The following is a 23,078-nucleotide window of genomic DNA, read 5'->3' as shown; positions in this document are numbered from 1 at the left end:
GAACGCTGCTCTGTTGTTTAGTTGTCTGCAGTTTAGGTTGGCGAAGCTAGGAGCGGATAGGAGGAGTTATAAGAAGAGGCGGAGATAGGCGAAGCGGCTCCGAGTATTCGGCTCAGCTGTATCTACTTCTGCATCTACATCTACATCTGCATCTACTTCTACTTCTTCATCTACATTTACTTCTACTGCTACAGCTACTTCTACTTCTACTGCTACCTTTACATCTGCTTCTGCTTCTACCTTTACATCTACTTCTGCTTCTACCTTTACATCTACTTCTGCTTCTACCTTTACATCTACTTCTACTTCTACTTCTGCAACTACTTCTAAATCTACGCATATACCCTCGTGCACATCGCCAAATCAATGCTCTCTGTTGCTTCCGGACTCAGATGACGCTATTTGCTCATTTATCACCTTTGAGGCATAGTTTCGGACTCCAGTGTCGCTATTCTATAGAAAGAGCCTCATTTCTGGCGTTTTTTATGCCAATAGCTGCTATGGAGTCCGATACCATGGCAAATGGCGGATAATCTGGCGTTTAAGGTCATCTGGGTCCGATGGAATCCGCTAGCGTCAGTTCCTAACCATCCCCAGTTACTTCCGGACCCAGGGGGCGCTATTTGCTCATTTATCACCTTTGAGGCATAGTTTCGGACTCCAGTGTCGCTATTCTATAGAAAGAGCATCATTTCTGGCGTTTTTTATGCCAATAGCTGCTATGGAGTCCGATAACATCTCAAATGGCGGATAATCCGGCGTTTAAGGTCATCTGGGTCCGTTAGCGTCCGATAGCGTCAGTTCCTAACCATCCCAACTTGCTTCCGGACCCAGAGGACGCTATTTGCTCATTTACCGCCTTTGAGGCATAGTTTCGGCCTCCAGTGTCGCTATTCTATAGAAAGAGCCTCATTTCTGGCGTTTTTTATGCCAATAGCTGCTATGGAGTCCGATAACATTCCAAATGGCGGATAATCCGTCGTTTAAGGTCATCTGGGTCCGATAGCGTCGGGCATAGATTCAGATAACAAACAATATCGTCAGAAATCATCGGATGGCAGCGATAACGAACGATAGCGTCGGGTCCTAACTATCCCCTGTTCCTTACGGACCCAGAGGACGCTATTTGCTCATTTATCGCCTTTGAGGCATAGTTTCGGACTCCAGTGAAGCTATTTCATAGAAAGAGCCGCAGCTATGGCGTTTTTAGATGCTATTCCACCGACTTCAAAGCCTCTATCATATGGATTCGTTTGAGCTTAATATGCATGAACGCCATGACTATACCGGAGAACAAGAGGGTTAGGAGCGCCGCATAAATATAACTTGGCCACTTGATGATCGGAGCGAACATCGTCGCATCCAGCTCGGCCGTCTTCAGGACGAAGCTATGCAGCACTATGCCGAGACCCGATCCAGCCACAATACCGAGTAGGCTAAGCAGCATATTCTCGCGGTAAATATACATGGTTACTTCCTTGTCGTAGAAGCCCAGTACCTTAATGGTTGACAGCTCCCGGATCCGCTCGGACACATTGATATTGGTCAAATTGTAGAGGACGACAAAAGCCAACGCCGCCGCTGAAACAATGAGCACCAAAGTTACAACGTCCATACTCTTCATAGTCTCATCGAAGGCGGAACCTACACTGCTGGAAAAGCTGATGGCAGCGACGCCCTCATTAGCCGTCAGCTTCTCACCAAATTTGTCTTCCCATGTTTTATCATGTGCGGTGTAGTTCAGAAGTTCTGTGTTGAATACTGGTTTTTCTCCGAACACAGAAGCATAATACGCCGGTGTCATATAAACATAGTGCATTACATAATTCTCTGTAATCGCCGCGACCTCAATCTCGAATGTTTCATTATCTTTGTCCACCACGGTCAATTTATCACCAGACTCCAGCCCATACAGCTTAGCCAGCTTCTCTGAGATAATAACCCCATCATCCGTAAGCATCCGTCCTTCTCCACTTTTTCGATCACGCAACTCCACGAAATCGGATAAAGAGTTAACAGAGGTAGGAACGAACAGATGAACCTCTTGGTCATTTACACCACTAGCATGTGCGGTCATCCGTTCTTGCGCCACACTCAGCGTCCCAGTTACTGCAGATTCACCAGTGATTAGTTGGTCGTAGGCTTTTAGCACATCGGCAGACACATCTTCATGCAGTGCCACAAGTGCATCATATTTCATAATCGTGCCGAATTGCGACCCGGCGATGCTGCCAATTGAATCCTTGAGACCAAATCCCGTCAGGATCAGCGCTGTACAGCCAGCCACGCCGAATACAGTCATGAACATCCGCTGCTTATAGCGGAATAGATTCCGTGCGGTAACCTTTTGGACAAAGCTCAATCGCTTCCATATAAAAGTGATCCGCTCCAGTAAAATACGCTGGCCACTCTTTGGTGCCTTCGGACGCATCAATACGGAAGCATTGCTGCGTAGTTCTACCCGTGAGGCAATCCACGCCGTCAACGTAGTACATATTAACGCTACGATAACGGATATGATCGAATAGGAAAGATAGAAGTTCTTCGTGATATCCGGTAAATTATAGATTGCACTATACGCATCGTAGATAATACCCGGAAACAGGGTAAAACCAACCGCAAGACCCGCAATTGAAGCCGCCAGACTGGCAAGTGTACCATAGACCAGGAATTTCGCCATAATGTCGCGATTGCCATAACCGAGTGCTTTCAGTGTCCCAATCTGCAGGCGATGCTCCTCAACCATCCGTGTCATGGTCGTCAAGCTGACCAGCGCAGCAATCAGGAAAAAGAACACAGGAAACGCACTGGCAATCGCCGACAACCGATCAGCGTTATCTTTATATTCGGCATATCCCGGATTAGCGCTTCGGTCAGTAACGTAGACCTTAAGCTGCTCCAGCTCTGCAAGCTTTTGCTCCCCTGCCGCCAATTCCTCTTTGGCAGAAGCAAGTCCGGCAGCAATTGCCTTTATACTTGCAGCCTGTTCCTGCTGCACTTCCTCCGGCTGGCGCTGCAAATCCGCAAGCTGCTGCTCGGCGGCGGCCACCTTTGCGCGGCCACCAGAAAGCTCTTTCTCGCCTTCCGCACGCAGTTCAGCAAGCCGTGCTTCCGGCACGCCGGACATCGCCTGCTCTACAGCATGGGTATGCTGTTCGATCAGATCTTCATACTCCGGCGAATAAGCCTTCACTCCGGCTGTATCCTTAAAGGACAGATAGGCTTCCGTATACACCGGAAGCTTGAAATCTGACTCCGGGATCGCGGCGAACGCATCCGCCGTACCTTTGCCGATCCCACTGGTGCCCCGGGTACTTTGCTCAATAAACTGTGGACTTCTAACAAAGCCAACTACAGTATACTCCAGTCTTTCGAAGCTGTTCGACAGCTCCGCATCCGTACCGTTTCCACTAAAAGATACCTTGTCACCCAACGCATATTCTTCCGCTAGCTTATCGTCCAGCACGATTTCACCGGAATGCTCCGGTAGATGGCCTTCAATAATACGGTATTGATTAAGTGGTTTATCCGTGTTGTAAGAATTGACTTTAAGTATTAAGGCATTATCACCTATGAATACATCTGCACTATAGCTCGGCTGAATCTCATCGATCCCCTGTACATTTCTGAGTAACCCGATGTTGTCTTCGGTCAGGCCGTAGTTAGTCTGCACCTTCAGATCCATCAAGCGCTGCTCTTTGTAAAAGGTTCCAGCTGTATTCAACATATCTGGCCCAGTAGCCTTGATTCCGGCAAAAAAGCTGACGCCTAACATAATAATTGCAAAAATCGAAATAAACCGGGCTTTGGTATGCCCAATTTCACGAAAAATATCTTTCCACAATGCTCGCTTTTTCATAGATGCCTTCTCCTTACCATTCAATATCGTCAACGGATACCGGCGAAGGATTGATCACCATCTTCCGTACCTTAGCGTTGTTAATCTCTATAACCCTGTCAGCCATCGGAGCGATCGCCAGATTATGTGTAATTACGATGACCGTTGTCCCGGTGTTACGACAAGTATCCTGCAGCAGCTTCAGCACCTGCTTGCCGGTGTTATAATCAAGCGCCCCTGTCGGCTCGTCGCAGAGCAGCAGCTTCGGCTGTTTAGCCAACGCTCTGGCGATAGCGACACGTTGTTGCTCACCACCGGACAACTGAGCCGGGAAATTATCTAACCGCGCGCCCAGACCCACATCCTCCAGCACCTTACGTGCATCTAGTGCACGCGGGGAAATCTGCGAAGCAAGCTCAACATTTTCCAGTGTGGTCAGATTAGGTACTAGATTATAGAACTGAAATACAAAACCTACGTCATTTCGGCGGTAGCCTGTCAGCTCCTTGGCACTAAACTTGGCGATATCAATGCCATCCACAATGACCTGACCTTCATCGGCGGAATCCATGCCACCCAGAATATTAAGCACCGTAGATTTACCCGCACCACTTGGGCCGACGATCACGGCAAATTCACCTTTTTTTATCTCAAAATCAATCCCGTCATTCGCGACAATTACATTCTCGCCCATCTTGTAACGCTTGTACTCCCCTTTTACAGCAACAAAACTCATTCCTCTTCCTCCTGTCCCTATCCGAACTAAGTCTAATTACTCTACATTGTCTCAGTTTATCATAATTAGAACGCCCAAGCCCGAATGGCAAACCCTCATTACACAAGGTGAAATTCACATCATTAATAAGTTCATTTTTTTGTAACAATAATGTAACAAGGAAATTTTACCGTAAACGATACTTAGTCATTTGATAATGTTATAATCACTTTGTTTTATTTACTCTTTTCAGGCAAGAGTGAAAGAACAAGAACAATCAGAAACAGGTGATCAGATGTTCGAACTGAAATGGCTATGGCAGAACCTAGAGGGAAACCGGACGCGATATATTCTGGCACTCTGCCTTTCGGTGGTGGGCTCAAGTCTTACAATCGTGAATCCGTACATCAGTCAGCGCATTGTCGATACGTTTATAGCCGGTGACAACGCCCTGCAGAATCTTACACAAGAACGGCAATTATTGATTATGCTCTGTCTGGGCATGATCGGATTTTCTCTACTGCGCACAGGTCTCGCATATTTCACGACCATGCAGTACGAGATATCCTCGCAAAATATGATGTACAATGTCCGCATTTATTTGTACAACAAAATTCAGGGACAGGACAGAAAATACTACGATCATAATCGCACCGGCGATCTCATGACCAAGATGACAGGCGATCTGGACATGGTCCGTCACTCTATGGCCTGGATTTTTAAGACGATCATTGAATCGCTAACGATCTTCCTTGCCGCCGTTATCTATTTTTTCACCATAGATGCGGAACTGACGCTGTGGATGCTTATCCTGTCACCGCCCATTTTTATCGTGGCTTACATATTCGCTAAACGCGTCCGTCCTATGTATATTGACCTGCGTGAACGGCTGTCCCAGCTTAACACGACTACACAGGAGAATATCTCAGGCAACCGTGTGGTCAAGGCTTTTGCCCGTGAGGAATTCGAGGTCGAAAAATTCACAGAGAAGAATGTCAACTATTCTACAGCGAACAAAAAGGCCGCCCTTGTATGGCTTGATTATTTTCCTTATCTGGAATCCTTCGCTCAGGGCTTCAACGTAATCCTTATGTTGGTTGGTGGTTTGTTCCTTATGAACGGCCGGATCACCTTCGGTGAGTTTATGGCCTTCTCTTCGCTTATTTGGGCTATATCCAACCCTATGCGCAACATCGGTATCATTATCAACGACATTCAGCGCTTTTTTGCGAGCTTGTCCAAAATCGTAGATATCTATTATGCCCGGCCAAATATTGTTAATGAGCATACTGTCACTGACAAACGCCGTTATGAAGGCCGTATTGAATTCGATCATGTCCGCTTCAAATATGATAGCGCTATCGTACTGGACGATATTAGCTTTACCGTTGAACCCGGTGAAACTGTAGCAATCATGGGCGCGACAGGATCAGGCAAAACAACAATCATCAACCTCATCCCTCGCTTCTACGATGTAGCTGAAGGGCGCGTACTCGTAGACGGTGTTGATGTTCGGCAGCTGGAGCTTGATGAACTTCGTGGAAATATCGGCATGGCGACCCAAGATGTACTCTTGTTCTCTGATACCATTGATGGAAACATCGCCTATGGCGATCCTGATCTTCCGGAAGAAGATGCAATGGGTTATGCAGAGCTCGCAGCCGCACACGACTTCATTACCAAAATGCCTGAAGGTTATGATACCGTTGTCGGGGAACGCGGAGTCGGACTGTCGGGGGGGCAAAAGCAGCGTATTGCCTTAGCGCGTGCTTTGGCGGTACACCGTCCTATCCTGATTCTCGATGATACGACCTCTGCGGTCGACCTTGAGACGGAGGAGCATATCCAAAAAAGTCTACGTGAACTGGACTATCCTTGTACGAAAATTATTATTGCGCAGCGTGTATCTACTACCTCGCAAGCCGACCGTATTCTCATTCTGGATGGCGGGAAGCTAGTTGAGGAAGGGACACACACTGAACTGCTGGCGAAACGTGGTTACTATTACGAAGTGTTTAAACTGCAGAACGAGGGTATTGGAAGGCAGGTGACCGCAAGTGGCAAGGAATAAATTTGACGTCGATGAAAATCTTGAATCGCCGTTTAATATAAAACACTTCCGGCGTGCGATGGTATATATCAAACGAAAGAAAACCCCAATGATTGTTGCGTTCGTGCTCAGTGCACTTTCAGCAGCCATTTCACTGTCGGCTCCGCTGATCATGCAACATGTCATCGACGTGACCATTCCGGCAAAAGAGAAGCTTGCACTGCTGGGTTGGGCTGCACTGATGCTTGTGACCATCGTGGTCAGCGTTTATCTGGCTACGATACGCTCGCGCATCATGACGAGTGTTGGGCAGGATATTATTTTTGACATCCGAACGGATTTGTTTAAGCATCTGCAAGAATTGCCTTTCAAATATTATGACGACCGCCCACAGGGCAAGATCCTTATCCGGGTCGTAAACTACGTCAACGCCGTTTCAGATGTGTTGTCCAACGGGATTATCAACTTTATTCTAGAAATCGTGAATTTGCTCTTTATCGCAGCCTTCATGTTCGCTGTCGATGTACGACTCTCATTTGTCATCCTTGCCGGACTGCCAGTCTTCCTTGGCATCATGCTGCTGATCAAAACCCGGCAACGCCGGGCATGGCAAGCAGTGTCCAACAAAAGCTCCAACCTGAACGCCTATCTGCAAGAGAGCATTAGCGGTATTGGTGTGACACAAATGTTCTCCCGGGAACAACGTAACGAAGGAATCTTCACACGTCTCGCGGGTAATTTCCGTAAAGAATGGATGAAGGCTCAACGTTACAACTTACTTATTCCGTTCTCTGTAGACAACTTGTCTACGATCGTTACATCATTAATTTTCCTTGTAGGCCTACTAACACTGAGTCCTCAAGACATGACCCTCGGTGTCATTCTGGCGATGAGCAGCTACGCTGCCCGCTTCTGGCAGCCGATTCTGAATCTTTCGAACCTGTACAATAACTTCATCAACGCCGTTGCCTATCTTGAGCGTATCTTCGAAACGCTGGATGAACCGGTTACCGTCAGTGATATCCCGGATGCAAAAACACTGCCATCTGTACAGGGCCATGTCACCTTCGACGATGTAACTTTCGCCTATGACCCGGGGCTTAATATTCTGGAGAATATCTCCTTCAAGGTCAAAGCGGGAGATAGCATCGCGCTGGTAGGACCCACAGGTGCGGGCAAAACAACCGTCGTCAATCTGATCTCACGCTTTTATAACATTTCCAGTGGTCAGATTCTGATCGACGGCCAGGATATCTCGCAGGTGACGTTAAAATCTCTTCGCAGTCAGATGGGGATTATGTTACAGGATAGCTTCATCTTCTCCGGTACCATTCTGGACAATATTCGGTACGGCCGACTGGATGCGACCGAAGAAGAAGTAATCGCCGCTGCAAAGGCCGTTTGCGCCGACGAATTCATCCGTGAATTCGATCAAGGCTACATGACAGAGGTCAATGAACGTGGCTCCAAGCTGTCTCAAGGACAGCGGCAGCTCATTTCGTTCGCAAGAACACTTTTGGCAGATCCGCGCATTCTCATCTTGGATGAAGCCACTTCTTCCATTGATGCGAAGACTGAGCGCTTATTGCAAAAAGGGCTGAATGAACTGCTTAAGGGACGCACCTCGTTCATTATCGCGCATCGCCTCTCCACCGTAAAAAACTGCGATCGTATTATGTACGTATCTAACAAAGGCATCGCGGAAAGCGGCTCACATGATGAGCTTATCGCACAACGGGGCCTTTATTACCGCCTCTACACAGCACAGAAGATGGAAGCTTAATTGAATAAACACCAAAAGAGCTCAGGCCGATTTGCAGCCTGAGCTTTTTTGATGTTTTATTATTTTCAAAAAATATCAAAAACTAATCTATCGCCGTCCAAATATTTAGCGCAAGTGAGCGAACCGCAAGGTTCGTGTGATCTCTGTACAACCGCAGACGCTCTGCAGGCTCTGGACTCCACAATAGAGAACTTCCGGCAACTTCAAGCAACGAAAGTCCAATATACTGAGATTCGTAACGACTCTCAGACCCTAGAACATCTACAATTTCCAATAAAGTTTCCGGACTCCAGTATCCCGTGCTCTCTTCTAAATTATACGCGACCTGCTTATAAACATCGCTTAATAGCTGGGGCTGATTTGAAATAGTGGTAACCATCCGATTGAGATAATTGGCGGATTCCTTCACATTATTCCAATCTATTGCTGCTATATACAATTTCATCACAGCTTGCTGTAAGGTCTCATCAGATGCCAGACAGTCAATCAGATCCGTATACAAAGGGATAAGGTGCATCCGGGTGATTTTTGGCAACGCTATCAGCTGGTTGACTAATTTCAGTAGACGTTGCCGATGAGGCAAATCTCTTTTGGCAGTGGCGTTCCATTCATCCCTTATCGCTGCACTAACCAGTCTCTGACATACACCAACTACAACCTCATTGATCTTACCATCGCGACAGGTTTCTACCAGCGTGTTCATAGCAGTTTCCCATCTAGTGCTGTCTTCCAAATCCGTAATAGACTGAGCGGTGGCAGCTGCAACAATCCCTTCATTTCCATTTGTCCACCGCATCATAGAAATGAAAGCATATCTGCCAATATACGCATCTTGGTGCCTTGCGATTTCTAGGATTAATCCTAGATAACGTGGTCTAAAGTCTAGCGGAAGAGCATTAGGCTGTTGAGATAATAAACTTCCTGCAATGTCACTTTCTGATGAAGAAGCCATTGTACTTAACATATCCCAAGCGCGTTCATCATCTAAAAGCTGTTTCGCAGCATGCCCTATGGCTATGATTACATCCTTGTGTGCATTGGGTTTCTCGAACTCATTCATCAATAGTGGAAGGCTGTCATCGCTTCTATAAGCGCCCAGTAAGCGGATGGCTTCTTTTCTGACAGTGATCTTCAGCTTATCCCGATTCAGAAGCTCTTTCAGCATGGTAACCAGTAACACCGGATTCACCCTGCGGATGCATCTGGGTATCGAGTACATGGCTACACGGGCCCGGTCCCCATCCAGATTCTCTAGCAGAACGGGAAGTGCCTTCTCCGGTTCTTCCATAAGCGAAAAGGCATGAAGTGCAGCTTCTACTACAGTTACTTCCTTATCCTGCATAAGCCCAAGTAACCTATCCGAACCGAGATCAGGCATGCTTGCCATGATCTTAATAACGCTTGCACGCTCCCAAAGATTACGTTTGGCATCGTATGCAATTTTTTCTAATAAGGCACTTAAAGCTTGTTGCTGACGTGGCAGCCATCTGTGGAATCCATCCGCGGCCGGCACAAGATAGATAGTTTTGCCTGATAGGAACTTGCCCTTAATGACAGCTCCTGAAATAAAAGGATCGAGCCATTCCTGACGCTTCAGATGCAGATGCTGGAACACTTCATGGATCGTAATATACGATTTATCTAAAGCTAATAATTCCTTAACTCTGGCATCACGCGTTGTACGAGGCGCAAGCCAGTATCTGGCCGCTTGTATGGCTGTAGAATCCGCCTTTGCCCTCGTTGCTTCCTTTAACAGATTCTGAAGTTTTATAATACCGTAACCTCTTTTACCGAATGAGCTAGCTAGGCTTAATACCAGATTGTAGTCTTCTCTTTTGTTGGCCTGTACAGCTAATGTATAAATTTCGTCGAAGATAATCTCTTCTACTCCCCGGGGTAAATTCTTCTCCAAGGATGGAAGGGAAAGCTGCCCATTCTGCTTGGCCAATTTCTGAATCGTATTTAAAGAAAACTTAAACAGCTCACCGTGAGGAAGTAATGCGTTATGCCGGAGAATAGCAAACGCCAGTTGTTGAACGGAAAATTTTGTGCCATATGAGGTATCTCTAGCCTCTATAACACTATCAACAAGCAAAGTAAGCTCTTGTACATGGGCATCCGTGAACACAGACGCAGGACTTTCCGATAGCTCTTTAAACACAGCGCCCCGGACAGGATCCTGATCATTTTTAATCCGGCCCAGGTACACCAAAGTTTCATTCATGCCCTGTCTCGACAGAACGGTACTTCTGATCAGCTGCATAAGCGCCGTGGCACGTTCGTCTGCACTGGATACCTGTGTTGCTTGTTCAAGTCCCGCTCTTGAATGAAGAATAGAACGGCAAGCAGTAAATCTGACTGTTCTCTCCCGGTCATCATTGATTTCACGAAGGCCAAGCATCCGGGTGGCTTCCTTGTCACGCAAGACATGTGGTAATACATATAGTAATCTTTCCGGAAAAATGCGTTCATTGCGTTTATCTTCTTCATACACAGCATCGAAAATGACCTTGCGGTTAGAGGGTGCAATATTCTGAAGCAGCTTTGCTATGTGCATAGGGTGATCTGCGAGTAGTTTCGCTATCTCCATCCATTGATCCATGGATAAATATTTTTTCCTTTTAAGAACAGCTTCAGGAACACCATAAGAAATCAGATCGCTCCGCGACTCCGTTCGTGTTAACAGCTGATATACCTTATTAGGATTTTGGCGTACAAGCGTGCCAAGCTGTTCTTTTAACGCAGGATGTATGATGCCCATAGGTCCATGGTTCAGCGCACACTCCAGCACCAAATCTGCCTGCAGATTGCATAGGATCTCCAGAGCTGATGAGAATCTCCACCAGACATAGCCTTTTTCCCTAAGTGGTGTGCTTTCCAGTGTTGTTGCAAAGTATTCTGCTACTACGTTAAGATGCCGGCTGGATAATTTCTTCCAGTCTTTTATGGCATATCCGATATCAGCAAGCCATTTACTTACCGTTGCCGAATAACAGGCCGGCAATATAATCGCGGCTTCCTCCGCCCCCCACCGGGCGTACACTACAGGCAGTAAGCGTTCTGCTAATTCCTGACGGTTAATCTGTGAAATACTGTGCAGAAGCTTGCGGCGGCAATCATGGGATAAATGGGGGAGCTCACGTTCAATATCAGCATCCGAAGCCACCTTTGCCAAAAGACCCGCAGCCGTATTTCTGATACTTGCCTTGGGATGCCGCAGTGCTGATAGAATAATAGCATCATCTTGTGTTGCAATGGCGCCGATTAAGGCAAGTCGTGCTTCATAAACACCATCCTCCAGCAAAGAGGCTAGTAATTGGGAGTACTGGACAGATCCGAGATGATCACGGCCTAGGATTGCTACTTTCTTGATTCTGTCGGAATAACCTAGCGAATCCAATTCTTTAAGTAAGCTCTGTTTATCCAATGGATCTCTTTTGAAAATCATAAGTCCTCCTCGTTAACCTGTTCTTATTCCACCCGAACTTTATTCTCTATACCCTAATCTATCCCCTTTAAAAAAACTAGAATTCAGCATCTGGTTTCGTTGATCAAAAAATAAAGGTAACCCTGAAGCTGGTTATTCAACCCCCTTCAGAATTACCCATCATGTACTGCTTGCTCTAGTCATTCTTTTTCTGAATAAACACATACGTACTCTCATCCGACAGCTCATCAACAAAGCTGAAATCAAATCCGTCGAAGCCTTTGATATCCTCCACACAGCTGATTTGCCGCTCAGCCATGAAGCGTACCATTTCACCTCTGGCCATCTTGACCAGGGTCGCTCTCTCTACTACCCTACCGCCGATCTCCTGCCCGAATACACAACTAACCATGCGAACATTCCCGCCAATGTAAGGGGAGATGCACTTGCTGTATTCCTTAGAGGCCAGATTCAGAATGATGTCAGTCTCCGAAAACAGCTGATCTGCCAGCTTCCTGTTCCAGAACTCGTAGATAGACTTGAAACCAGGTCCGCTAAGCTTTGCCTGCATCTCCAGCCTGTACGGCACAACGCCGTCAAATGGCCGGACGATTCCATAGAATCCGGATAATATCCGTAAATGCTGCTGAAGATATTCCAGCTCCTCCATTTGAAGTACCCCTGGTGCCATGTACTGGTACTGGATACCCTCATAAGAAAAGATAGCCGGTGTAAGATCCCGTGTTACATCCATATCCCGAATCCGCTCCACATTCAGCGTGGCGATGGCATCATTGCATTTCCATAACGATTTGGCTTCTTCATAATTCAACTTTTGTAATAAGGCCAGAAGAGTCTGCGACTCGCTTATGAATTGCGGCATCTGGCGGCAATCCAAGAAATCCGTATCCATCTTCATCTTCTTGGCAGGCGATATAATGATTCTCATGGTGCTCCCTTTTCTTACCCCCGCGGGGAATTTAAATGTAACCTTATCCTATCACACTTAATCTTCGTAGGCTTGGGGCAAGTTCATGAAATTTGTTCACTGCCGCCCACCTTGTGCGCCACCGCCATCTGTACCTGGGTTGCCGTTTCTCCTTGTCCCACCATTCATGTTGGGAGATCCGCCCCCATCTTTCCCCCGCCCGCCGGTGAAGCCCTGTCCCCCGTTCGCTCTTGACCCGGAGTCAGTACTCGTTATCTTCTGTGCGGTAATAGCATCGCAGGAGACGAGCACCATGGAACAACTTAGCACTGCTATGAGCAAAGCGAAATACCGCTTGGTCCGCATCTTTGAATCCCCTCTTTCCGAGCGAACATAGTTAACGTGGAAAACATCTTTTTAACATATAATCGTATACGTCCTTAAAACCCATGTAGGATAATACGATCAGCAGCGGATACACCGGGTAAATATACCGGGACTTGATCTCCCATAAAAGATAGAATCCGATAAAGCCCAGCACCACAAGAATCAAAGAGGTCTCTTCAAATCTTTTGGCTCTTATTCCACCCATTAAGCGAACGAGTATAAATACATACATCAGAAAATTCAGAACATACAGCAGCCATAACATTCCACTTCTATAATTGGAGTCTGCCTTAAACAAATCCGTAGCAGCATTAGTGTAGCTATAACGGTCCATGACAAAGCCCATTCTTCCCCCGTTACTGGATGATCCGTCATTTCCGAGCCCATATCGTTCCATCTGGTAGGTTCCTTCCGTCCAGGTCCAAACGATTTTTTTATAATACATCTTCACTAAGTCACTTAGGCCCGCCTCGGAGAGTTTATTACTGATTTCTTCTTTAAATAACTCCGTACTTTCTACCTTATTATAATTTGCATCCTGCTGATAGATAGCGTAGCTCTCCCGGTTGTCCCAGAACCCAAACGTCTCCAGATTGATCCCCATATTCAGCCACATGTAGACAGGTGCGGAATTTTCGTTCATCGGTTCATCTACAACATTCGTCGCCTGCAGCACAGCATTTTGCGTCCAGCCGGGAACATTAAACAATATGGCCGTGATAAACAAAGCGCTAAAAACCTTTTTCACCCCGATAGAACGTATGTTAAATAAAAGACCCGCCACCACGGTAATCAGAAAAATAACACCGATACTGCGGAAATAGTTGCCTATTGCCAGTAAGAGAGCTGCGAAGAGAATATCCTTAATGGACCTTCTTTTAATAAATCTTATGGCAAAATATAAAGCACTTGTCAGAAAGGCGGTAGCGATCACATCGTTATAGATAAAATTACTCATAAACAATGAAGGGATATAGGTTGCAGCAAACACGAGGATGCCATAATCCTTATCCTTGGACTTATAATTGAGCTCTTTATACAGCATGTAAATCATTAATGAGGTTAAGAGTGTAAACAGAATATTAAATATTTTGATTACCAGATAATTATCCGGAAAGATCAACAACAACGTCTTTAAATATAAAACGATCGAAAAATTAAACGGAAACATATGCAGATAGCCGTTCGTGTCAAACGACGAATAATCATTCCTGTACAGCATGTCGAGTGCCAATGAAAGCACTGTCTGCGAATCATCCGTCGGCAAGCGTGGAAACAGAAAGATAATCACCATCTGGATTGCAAAAGAAAACAGCAGTATGGCTGGAATGACTATTTTCCAACTGTACTTATTAAGCTTCAGGCACATTTTATACAAAATAACGCTTAATGCCAGCACCACTGCGATCACTAGAATAAAAAGACCCAGCTGTTGTCTCTCCAAAATTGGCGTGTCCCCATATACGAAATAATTATATTTCGCCCTAATAAAAAAGGAGGATGCGATAAAAAGACCGATAAAGAATGCAAGTATGAGATACAATGTTTTTTGAATTCCTCTTATCATGGAAAACCTCCTTTGCGCAATCGAAAGCCCTTTACAATCCGCTGCCCCGATTCATAAAAAGCATTATAAACACCCAAACTGAAAATCCAATGAAAATCGGAAGTTTGGGAATTCGCAAAGAAGAGATTTAGAAAGAGAGGTACGTCCTACAATTGGGAATCAAAAAATCGCAAATGTGATACGGAAGTTTCAAAATGGAGAGAGTTGCGGAGACAAAGAGAGGAAATGGAAAACTACTCCAATCCTAGGGAGTATTATGACAAGAGTCTTAATTCTCTTTCAAACGATTATGCTATACTGGTGGAGCAAATAGAATAGGCTTAAAGGGTCGGTCGGCTACCTCTCACCGAAGGGAGGGATGCCTTGTGACAGTGTTTGAAGCAATGATGCTTATGCTAACCTTTGGTTCGCTTATCGTAGCGCTGCTGTCCAATAAACGCAAATAGACCGCCCACTCACAAAGGCATGCGGTCTATCTGTCGTGTCCTATTTGCTGAAGCCTACCGCCCTTAAAAGCGGCTATTGCCTTGGGAGTCGTGTTACAGCACGGCTCTCTTTGCATTTTACGTCTTTTCTACCTTTAATATACCACAAATAATTTAATAACGTAATAATGTACGGTGTTACATTACATTTCCAATCTCCCAGAAAATCCATCCATCCTTGCGTACATCAGAACAATTTACTATCCATCTTTTTTAAAAACCGATTATTAGCGATTAAGCCTTTCACTCTCTTCGTTGTATTAGGCCCTTTCGGTGTGCTACCTCTTCTATTCAGCAAAATCCACCGTAGACATGCCCAAGCTTCAAAGATCTCAAGTTCTTCCTGATCCATATCATTTTCCAATAGATAAGCAGTTCGGAACACATCAGCATAACGCTCAGAGATATATATTTTCAGCAGAATAAGTGACCAGGCAAAATCATATCTAGAGTCTCCCAACTGGCCGTTCGTCCAATCGATTATGGTATATCGCTCTTTATCCTCCACTATATTTCCGATATGAAAATCCCCATGAATGATACAGTCTTGCTTCATTGGAGTTTGCTCAACAAGAGCAGTCAACACATTATAAATATCAGATTGTTCTTTGGCTTCAGGGAAAAAGTAGCCGATGAAATCGTATTTTGGCAGTTGTATATTTCCAATCTCTTCAACGCGAATCTTATGTATTTTTGCTAATAGGCTTGCGAGTTCCTTCATTTTCCTGGTATTCATTTTATGAATAGGGGTTCCGTCAAAACTTGTTAACAACACCTTATGTCCCTCCGGATTGATTCCCCAGCCCACTGGTTTAGAGACGGCTACTCCTCGTTCGGATAGAACATCCAATAAACGATATTGAAACTGGACATCCGGTCTGGATTCCTTATTCCATGTTTTCAGTACATAGCTCTCTTGATCAGAATTAATCCTCATGACCTCAGCTTCAAATCCTTGATCCATTGTATGCGCAGTTAAGCTGTCTTCCTGATTTAATAAGTCGTTTATGATTTCGTTGTGCTCTAGCCAATTTATGATAGATATAGGAGTTTTCAAAAATGGGTCTTCCTTTCGGATGATTGTATAGACTCTATGATTCTTCTGGAATGCCCGCTACGATCTCAAGCAAATTTCCTTCTGGGTCAGCTACAACAGATTCACGCAACCCATAGGGCTGCGAAATAGGTTCTTTTACAGGAGTCGCTCCTGCCTTTACCAGACGCTCAAATTCCTTGTCAACGTCCTCAGGTGAGGGAACGCCAAATGAAATTTCCATAGTCCCGTTTATCCCTCTGGGATAGGTTAGCTGTGACATATTCAGTGCATCCCGCTGACACAAATTAAAGAATACACCACTCTTCAGTTGAACCCCGGTAAATACGCCACCATCCCATTCTATAGCTATTTTCATGACGTCACGATAAAAGGTAACCATCTTTTCCATGTCTTTCACAAAAAAAGTGATCGCGCCGATTTCCATAAAATACACCTACTATTCTAAAATATTCCTTTTACGGTTATAGAAATAGTAACATAGGCTTTAAAATTATGAAATGAACTATAAAATAATAAAAAGCCCTGTAGAAACTCTACAGAGCTTAGTTACTGGGCAAAAGTATTTTTACAAATAACATAAAATAGATTGTTCTATCCAGTACATAAATACAGTATCCGGGCTTTCCTTTTCAAACTTTTTCATTTTTAAATACATATCCATTCCATCAGAAACATCATGCCATAAATCCGTAAATACAAAATCATATTTTTCCTTAGACATATGTTGTTCTGCATATTCGAAAGCATCTGCTTGGATAAGCCTGATCTTGTGAGCATTACTGAATTGTGGCAGTACATATTTATTAAATAAATCAATGACATCTTGATTTTTTTCAACAACCGTTATGCTTTCAACATTAACTTTTTCAGAAACCATATAAGCATAATAGCCAAGTCCAAGCCCAAATGTAAGAACATTCCCAAACGCTTTATCAACAGCTTCTTTCATTGTTTCTATTTCATTTGGTGTGATCGTCATCCATATTCTTTCATTCTCCAAGACAGCCGGGAACATGAATTCAGTTTGAAAAAAACCAACCTGAGGAATTTGTCTTCCCTCTTCTGTCCGGATGATATCATTGCAAACAAAACCTTCAAAAGGTTTATATTTTTCATATTTTAATTCACTATTATTAATCTTTATAGTAGGTATCTTGATATTTTTATAATATGGATTGTCATAATATTCATTTGCATCAAGCTTATGAAGCATATTGCTAAAATATTGGTTGAACAATTCCTTATCATCAACATTATCAACCGTATCCATCCCAAAAGCAGCAGCCAGCATTAAACCAAAAGCGTATTCATAAGATACACCACAGTTTACGATTTCTTCAATTTCTTCTTTGTTAATAAAGTCGGGGGTATTATTCAAATAGCGGCTAAGTAAAGCAAACACTTTATAGTTATCTTCTTTTACTTTTTCTTTTATTACATTATTAAATTCCATATTCTCACCTATTAATTAGAATTTGTTCCTATGTCTCATGTTAGTCTTTCCGGATTGACTAGTAGGCAATACTCTCATTTTACCATTTAAAAATCCAGAAGAACAAAAACCGCTTTACTAATCCGTGACAGTTACCACTTCTACAGTGAGAAAATCTCACGCCAAATCTTCTAGTTATATGGTTTATGGTCCATTTTCCGCCTAATCCGCTCAATATTTCGTTACCCTATGTTAGAATAGACGACTTGTATAATTTGTGAAAACTTTCACTAATAGTCATGATTGATGGTATACTTAATAAGAAGATGAACTAAAGAGAATAACGATGGAAACTGTGGACGTAACCGTAGAAGATTTGAAGTTAGGAGAATAACAGCGACGCGCGCGCTTCTCCACTTCCAACTCCCTCTGATACTTCCTTTCTTTTTTGTCGGGTTCTTTTGGTACATCTTAATAGAGAAATATAAAAGTGGAGGGTTAACAATGAAAAAGAAAGCAGCTGGTGCTCTGAGTCTCGTCCTCTCTGTCATGCTCGTTACCGCAGGTTGCGGTAATGGAAACGACAAGGTGAACGAGAGCAAGAGTAATAACAACGAGAAAAAAGAAGTTGAAGCCGTCTCCGGGGCATCTGAAGCAAGCTACACACCATTCGATCAATTAAAAGATAAATATGATATCATCATTGTCGGTGCGGGTGGTGCGGGAATGTCCGCGGCGCTTGAGGCCAAAGAGAAAGGCATGAACCCTGTTATTTTGGAAAAAATGCCGGTTGCCGGCGGGAACACAACCAAATCCTCTTCGGGAATGAACGCTTCTGAAACGAAATTCCAAAAAGAACAAAACATTGAAGACAGCAATGATTTATTTTATGAAGAGTCATTAAAAGGTGGCCATGACACTAACGACAAAGAAATGCTTCGTTTCTTCGTTGATAATTCCGCGAGTGCGATCGATTGGCTGGATTCCATCGGAATCCGCTTGAACAATATCACCATTACAGGCGGCATGAACGAAAAACGTACACACCGTCCTGAAGATGGCTCTGCTGTGGGACAATACCTTGTCAAAGGTTTAGTGAAAAACGTACAAGAGAAAGAAATCCCTCTTTTCGTGAATGCTGATGTCAAAGAAATCACTGAAAAAGATGGCAAAGTAAATGGCGTCAAAGTCCTCTTTAACCAAACAGAGGAAAAAACAATTACGGCAGATGCTGTCGTTGTAACCACTGGCGGATTCGGTGCCAATATGGATTTGATCTCCGAAGTAAGACCTGACTTGGAAGGCTACGTTACTACTAACCAAATCGGCAGTACCGGAGACGGCATCAAGATGATTGAGAAACTCGGCGGCACAACCGTCGATATGGATCAAATCCAAGTTCACCCGACTGTGCAGCAAGAAAAATCCTACCTCATCGGCGAAGCTGTTCGTGGGGAAGGCGCTATCCTTGTTTCCAGTGAAGGTACACGGTTCACCAACGAATTGGATACCCGTGATAAAGTAACAGCTTCCATCAATACACTACCTGAAAAAGCAGCTACGCTGGTCTTTGATTCCGGTGTTAAATCCCGTGTGAAGGCTATTGAACAATATGACAAAATGGGCTTCGTGATTCAGGCGGATTCCATCGAAGCTTTGGCCAAAGAAATCGGTGTTCCAGAGGATAAGCTGGCAACAACGCTTGATACTTGGAACAGCGCCGTTAAGAATAAAAAGGATGCCGAATTTGGCAGAACTACAGGAATGGACAATGACCTGTCCACTGGTCCTTTCTACGCTATTAAAATTGCTCCTGGGATTCACTACACCATGGGTGGGGTGAAGATCAATACGAACACAGAAGTTCTGAATAAAGATGGTGAAGCTATTCCTGGTCTGTTTGCGGCAGGTGAAGTTACAGGCGGCTTACACGGACAAAACCGGATTGGCGGCAACTCTGTTGCAGAAATCATTATTTTCGGCCGTCAAGCTGGGATCAAATCTGCTGAATTCATAAAAGCAAAATAAGTAGATAACAGATACTATAGGCCTCACAGCAAAAAGCTCAAGCATCGGCAAGTTAGCCGCTGGCTTGAGCTTTTTTAATGGGATTAATCGCCAATAGTTCGGATAATAGTATCAAACGGATCTAATTCCAGGGTTTGTTGTCCATATTCCGTATCGATCGTAGTTTTTTGAAGCTGGTCGCTATTGTTAATCACGACGAGTATTTTACTTTCTGGATAATAAGCACACTCTGTATATAAATTATCCGTAATGTACTTTGTTTCCTTTAACTCATTCCCGGCATAACGAATCACATTTAATAGCAATCTTGTATTTTCAAAGCTTAAGGTGAAAGAAGGCAGGTAGATCCCCTTTCCTTTACCAAAGGCATGGGTGGACAATGTTATCATCCCACTCTTTTCACACAATACCGCTGCTGAGCCATCCGTAAGATAGATGTTATTTTTAGGTGTTATGCTGGCTCCTTCAGGCACTAAACCTTGCTCATCTCTAGCCTCAAATGTCCATCTTCCATGAGCTACCTTGGAGCCTGTATCCTCATCCAGACCAAGCACATGTGCCATTCTGAAAAAGCTGTCATAACCATCAAGCGCCGAAGGCTGATTGATACCTATAAAAGTACCGCCCTCATAAACCCACGCTGTCAGTAAGTCCACGCACTTATGATCACTCCAATATTCTCCGCCACTCCATGCTGAACCTGCCGAGCCGGCATTAATCACTACATCACAATCTTGTAATACTCCCTGACGGATATCTTCAAAATCAATAAACTGGACTTCAATCGGCAATCCGGACAAAGCCTCATTGATATGAATCAGATCATGCATATACGTTTCATGGAAATGCCCGGACAAGGTCCACGATCTCAATTTGCCCCAAGCGTGCAAAATGGCTACCTTCGTCTTAATGTGATACGGTTTGCCTTTATGATGCAGCTCTTTAATTTCTCTGAATTCATCCGCGATCTTTTCGATATAATCACAAAAATCCGGATAAGGCTCTACAAGATGCAAATATCCGCCCAGTCCAATCCGATCTATAGGTTCTCTGAGCAAGGCGCGCCGGATATTAATCCAATACTTTTTGGCATCGAGCGTAGGGTTACCTCCCTCCATAAACGTAGGAAGCCCTCCCAATCCAACCGGAAATAAATAGGGATGCAGCCGAATCTCATGGGTATCTACTTTTACACCAGAGCAAAGCCTTGCCTCATACCCTGAGAACACACATTTAATCATCCCGTCAAAACCAAACTCCTCAAAACGGTCATTGTAAGGCTCCATGCCAACCCAACTATCATCATAGAAGACATACGCCAGCTTATCGTGCTTATGCACAATATCAATTAATTGCTTACCAAATTCGATGACAAAATCATTGATAAATGCCATATAGTCCAGCTTCCGCTGCTGCGCCGGGATATGACTGACCCGATATTTCCCACCATTCACAAAATCCTCAGCCGTGAGCGAATACCCATATTTTTTGGCAAACAGATCAAGCGCCCTTGAGCTTACCGTAAAATCATATGAACCCCAGTCCGAGAACAAATGGCGATTGCGCTCATCACTGCCCCAGATCCAGGCGAAATTATAAAAGAGGGAGGTGAACCGAACCACTGTTGTTTCCTTATGCTTATGACACCAATCTTCTATCCAATGGAGTAAATATTTTTGCGTTTCTACATAGATGGGATCAATCTGCATCAGATGCTCTTTTTCCCAGTGATTCGTGGTGTGATTGTACATGGAGATCTCTTCCCAAATCCGGTAGACCATGAAGCTGACTGTGTATTTATGCCAAGGCGTTATTCCGGTAATGACTACATTTCCCGATTCCCGCTCATAATTCCACAGTTCTCTTGGAACCTCTTCGCCCGTCGTTCGGTCAAAAACCTGCCAGTACTTAAACGCCTCTTTGGAATCATTCACTCGGAATTGTTCAGCAAAAAAATCCTCCATCAGATAGATGGATAAATAATCCTGTACCGCTACCTTCGGATTAGTTATTAAAAAACTCTGCTGCAGTTTATCTGAATTCTGGGACGCCCATTCGTTATGATCTCTGATGATGCAGATTGTAGAATAAATGCCGTATCCTGCGTTGATAATCTCATCGGACAACTGTGTGCCGTCACTGTCACGGATGACATCGGCACCCCAACGTTCAGCTAATTCCAGGGTCAATGCCTCATAACCGGATTCTCCCGGCAGTGTAAAGGCCCCCGTTGTTTGTTTGGACAACTTGGATCCCTCCTATTTAAGCATATCGGATAGAAAAGCTAATGCTAAGCCTTGCCCCCAGCCTTGAATCCAGTCTTTTGGAATATTGCGGTATCCTTCCCGATCCTTCATAACCGCTGTTCCGCCAGAGACACCCAGTACCCGTCCATCTTCACTGATATTGTTCAAAATACCTTTCAGGGCTTTTTGCACATATTTGGTATGCAGCGGATTGCCGTTATTGATCATAGCAGCCGCAATACCGCAAGACGCGGATACTTCTTCATAAGACTCCTCGTCATCGAGTACTGTCCGCCACAGGCCGTTCTCCGTTTGCACCAGCTTGAGTGCGGCCAGCTGATCGCGCAGCGAACACTCCACGTCCATACACTGCGGATACAGATACCATTCTTTCAAAAGCTTTTTAACTTGCGACATGGTGTATGCGCCCCAAGCATTCGCTCTGCCCCAGAATAGTCCAGACATGTGATCCTGCTTCACATTATTGTAGCCATGGTACCAAAACCCGCTGCTAGGATCTTGCAGGTATTTGATATGCCAATAATATTGATTCAAGGCATCTTGAATCATTTCCTGATCCTTTAATTTGCTTCCTACACGGAGCAGGAAAAATGCCGCCATAAACAAGGTATCCGCCCATGCCTGTTCTGGAAAATCATTAGAAATAGAGACGGTATGCTGCAACACATGATCTCCGAATCTAAGCGCATTGTTCTGCAGATAATCTACTTTACTCATCACAATATCCCAATATTTCTGATTGCCTGTTTCCTCATACAAAGTGATCAGCATATGGCCCATGGCACAGGTATTTACCGTCCAATCCGGCAGACCCAGCTCGATATATTCATCTGCCCACTGGACAAGCATATCCAAATACTCTTTATTTCCAGTAGTTTCATAAGCTCTGGTTACCCCATAATAAGCCACACCACAAGGCCAGTCCCATGTTAAATCCATCGCCATTGTTTTTCTGACCACTTTGTCGATGACCCTTAAAATCTCTTCTCTGTCATAAGTTAATTGAAGCATCTTGTTTCTCCTCTCTTTCGCACACGCCCCCAAAGGCGCTTGAGAGCTGTCCGTCCATATTGTAAACGCTTTACTAACTCTATTGTAAGTAGTAAAATGGTCT

Annotated in this window: 16 protein-coding genes; 4 read left to right on the top strand and 12 right to left on the bottom strand. The window is 44.4% G+C overall.

Annotated features, from left to right (window positions below):
• Nucleotides 1-66 precede the first annotated feature (66 nt).
• The 3 genes from MHB37_RS03755 to MHB37_RS03745 all read right to left on the bottom strand — a co-directional run bounded on the left by MHB37_RS03755 (nucleotide 67) and on the right by MHB37_RS03745 (nucleotide 4,574).
• Complete coding sequence (locus MHB37_RS03755; RefSeq protein WP_179086251.1) at nucleotides 67-354, bottom strand: hypothetical protein; 288 nt, start codon at nucleotides 352-354, stop codon at nucleotides 67-69.
• 859 nt (nucleotides 355-1,213) lie between these two features.
• Nucleotides 1,214-3,859, bottom strand: coding sequence for an FtsX-like permease family protein (locus MHB37_RS03750; protein WP_076190107.1), 2,646 nt, complete (start codon nucleotides 3,857-3,859; stop codon nucleotides 1,214-1,216).
• Between the two features lie 13 nt (nucleotides 3,860-3,872).
• Nucleotides 3,873-4,574 (bottom strand): ABC transporter ATP-binding protein, encoded by a 702-nt coding sequence (locus MHB37_RS03745; RefSeq protein WP_036684849.1) that lies wholly within the window; start codon nucleotides 4,572-4,574, stop codon nucleotides 3,873-3,875.
• A gap of 274 nt (nucleotides 4,575-4,848) precedes the next feature.
• Here MHB37_RS03745 and MHB37_RS03740 point away from each other — a divergent pair, with 274 nt between their 5' ends.
• Together MHB37_RS03740 and MHB37_RS03735 are read left to right on the top strand one after the other, a co-directional pair.
• Entirely contained in the window at nucleotides 4,849-6,624 is a 1,776-nt protein-coding gene (locus MHB37_RS03740) for an ABC transporter ATP-binding protein (protein ID WP_076098706.1), read from the top strand.
• Nucleotides 6,611-8,386 carry an ABC transporter ATP-binding protein gene (locus tag MHB37_RS03735; RefSeq protein ID WP_405168958.1) on the top strand — a complete coding sequence of 592 codons (1,776 nt, stop codon included), beginning with the start codon at nucleotides 6,611-6,613 and terminating at the stop codon, nucleotides 8,384-8,386. Before MHB37_RS03740 ends, MHB37_RS03735 begins: the two co-directional genes overlap by 14 nt.
• An 82-nt stretch (nucleotides 8,387-8,468) precedes the next feature.
• Here MHB37_RS03735 and MHB37_RS03730 read toward each other — a convergent pair whose 3' ends face one another.
• The 4 genes from MHB37_RS03730 to MHB37_RS03715 form a co-directional block, all read right to left on the bottom strand.
• The gene (locus tag MHB37_RS03730; protein ID WP_405168957.1) at nucleotides 8,469-11,834 is read right to left on the bottom strand and encodes a HEAT repeat domain-containing protein; all 3,366 of its coding nucleotides are present in this window, start codon (nucleotides 11,832-11,834) and stop codon (nucleotides 8,469-8,471) included.
• Nucleotides 11,835-12,009: 175 nt separating this feature from the next.
• A complete protein-coding gene (yaaA, locus tag MHB37_RS03725) occupies nucleotides 12,010-12,762 on the bottom strand; it encodes a peroxide stress protein YaaA (protein WP_076190103.1) in 753 nt (250 codons plus the stop codon).
• A 96-nt stretch (nucleotides 12,763-12,858) separates the two neighbouring features.
• On the bottom strand, nucleotides 12,859-13,107 hold the full coding sequence (locus MHB37_RS03720; protein WP_076190102.1) for a hypothetical protein: 249 nt from the start codon (nucleotides 13,105-13,107) through the stop codon (nucleotides 12,859-12,861).
• A 31-nt stretch (nucleotides 13,108-13,138) separates the two neighbouring features.
• Nucleotides 13,139-14,695: a glycosyltransferase family 39 protein gene (locus MHB37_RS03715; protein WP_405168956.1), complete on the bottom strand. Its 1,557-nt coding sequence runs from the start codon at nucleotides 14,693-14,695 to the stop codon at nucleotides 13,139-13,141.
• Between the two features lie 365 nt (nucleotides 14,696-15,060).
• Between MHB37_RS03715 and MHB37_RS03710 the strand changes: the two genes are divergently transcribed.
• Entirely contained in the window at nucleotides 15,061-15,141 is an 81-nt protein-coding gene (locus tag MHB37_RS03710; protein WP_367946913.1) for a putative holin-like toxin, read from the top strand.
• A 226-nt stretch (nucleotides 15,142-15,367) separates the two neighbouring features.
• Here the strand turns inward: MHB37_RS03710 and MHB37_RS03705 are convergent, their stop codons facing one another.
• The 3 genes from MHB37_RS03705 to MHB37_RS03695 all read right to left on the bottom strand — a co-directional run bounded on the left by MHB37_RS03705 (nucleotide 15,368) and on the right by MHB37_RS03695 (nucleotide 17,690).
• Nucleotides 15,368-16,237: an aminoglycoside phosphotransferase family protein gene (locus MHB37_RS03705; protein ID WP_076190100.1), complete on the bottom strand. Its 870-nt coding sequence runs from the start codon at nucleotides 16,235-16,237 to the stop codon at nucleotides 15,368-15,370.
• Nucleotides 16,238-16,271: 34 nt separating this feature from the next.
• Nucleotides 16,272-16,661 carry a VOC family protein gene (locus MHB37_RS03700; RefSeq protein WP_076190099.1) on the bottom strand — a complete coding sequence of 130 codons (390 nt, stop codon included), beginning with the start codon at nucleotides 16,659-16,661 and terminating at the stop codon, nucleotides 16,272-16,274.
• A gap of 141 nt (nucleotides 16,662-16,802) precedes the next feature.
• Nucleotides 16,803-17,690 (bottom strand): hypothetical protein, encoded by an 888-nt coding sequence (locus MHB37_RS03695; protein ID WP_254847754.1) that lies wholly within the window; start codon nucleotides 17,688-17,690, stop codon nucleotides 16,803-16,805.
• Between the two features lie 483 nt (nucleotides 17,691-18,173).
• Between MHB37_RS03695 and MHB37_RS03690 the strand changes: the two genes are divergently transcribed.
• Complete coding sequence (locus MHB37_RS03690; protein ID WP_036684833.1) at nucleotides 18,174-19,697, top strand: flavocytochrome c; 1,524 nt, start codon at nucleotides 18,174-18,176, stop codon at nucleotides 19,695-19,697.
• Between the two features lie 83 nt (nucleotides 19,698-19,780).
• On the opposite strand, the gene gnpA is transcribed toward MHB37_RS03690, so the two are convergent.
• Both gnpA and MHB37_RS03680 read right to left on the bottom strand, forming a co-directional pair.
• Complete coding sequence (gene gnpA, locus MHB37_RS03685; protein WP_405168955.1) at nucleotides 19,781-21,943, bottom strand: 1,3-beta-galactosyl-N-acetylhexosamine phosphorylase; 2,163 nt, start codon at nucleotides 21,941-21,943, stop codon at nucleotides 19,781-19,783.
• Between the two features lie 12 nt (nucleotides 21,944-21,955).
• Complete coding sequence (locus MHB37_RS03680) at nucleotides 21,956-22,975, bottom strand: glycoside hydrolase family 88 protein (RefSeq protein WP_076128555.1); 1,020 nt, start codon at nucleotides 22,973-22,975, stop codon at nucleotides 21,956-21,958.
• Nucleotides 22,976-23,078: the final 103 nt, after the last annotated feature.

Origin of the sequence: Paenibacillus sp. FSL H3-0286 (genome assembly GCF_045040705.1) — a bacterium.
Lineage (GTDB): Bacteria > Bacillota > Bacilli > Paenibacillales > Paenibacillaceae > Paenibacillus_AQ > Paenibacillus_AQ odorifer.
The sequence above is the reverse complement of the archived record's forward strand: the minus strand, read 5'-3'. Positions and strand labels throughout refer to the sequence as shown.

Coding starts and splice junctions, on each gene's coding strand:
- MHB37_RS03715 (WP_405168956.1), bottom strand. CDS start 14,695: ATGATAAGAGGAATTCAAAAAACATTGTATCTCATACTTGCATTCTTT.
- MHB37_RS03690 (WP_036684833.1), top strand. CDS start 18,174: ATGAAAAAGAAAGCAGCTGGTGCTCTGAGTCTCGTCCTCTCTGTCATG.
- MHB37_RS03700 (WP_076190099.1), bottom strand. CDS start 16,661: ATGGAAATCGGCGCGATCACTTTTTTTGTGAAAGACATGGAAAAGATG.
- yaaA (WP_076190103.1), bottom strand. CDS start 12,762: ATGAGAATCATTATATCGCCTGCCAAGAAGATGAAGATGGATACGGAT.
- MHB37_RS03740 (WP_076098706.1), top strand. CDS start 4,849: ATGTTCGAACTGAAATGGCTATGGCAGAACCTAGAGGGAAACCGGACG.
- MHB37_RS03720 (WP_076190102.1), bottom strand. CDS start 13,107: ATGCGGACCAAGCGGTATTTCGCTTTGCTCATAGCAGTGCTAAGTTGT.
- MHB37_RS03695 (WP_254847754.1), bottom strand. CDS start 17,690: ATGGAATTTAATAATGTAATAAAAGAAAAAGTAAAAGAAGATAACTAT.
- MHB37_RS03680 (WP_076128555.1), bottom strand. CDS start 22,975: ATGCTTCAATTAACTTATGACAGAGAAGAGATTTTAAGGGTCATCGAC.
- MHB37_RS03745 (WP_036684849.1), bottom strand. CDS start 4,574: ATGAGTTTTGTTGCTGTAAAAGGGGAGTACAAGCGTTACAAGATGGGC.
- MHB37_RS03750 (WP_076190107.1), bottom strand. CDS start 3,859: ATGAAAAAGCGAGCATTGTGGAAAGATATTTTTCGTGAAATTGGGCAT.
- MHB37_RS03730 (WP_405168957.1), bottom strand. CDS start 11,834: ATGATTTTCAAAAGAGATCCATTGGATAAACAGAGCTTACTTAAAGAA.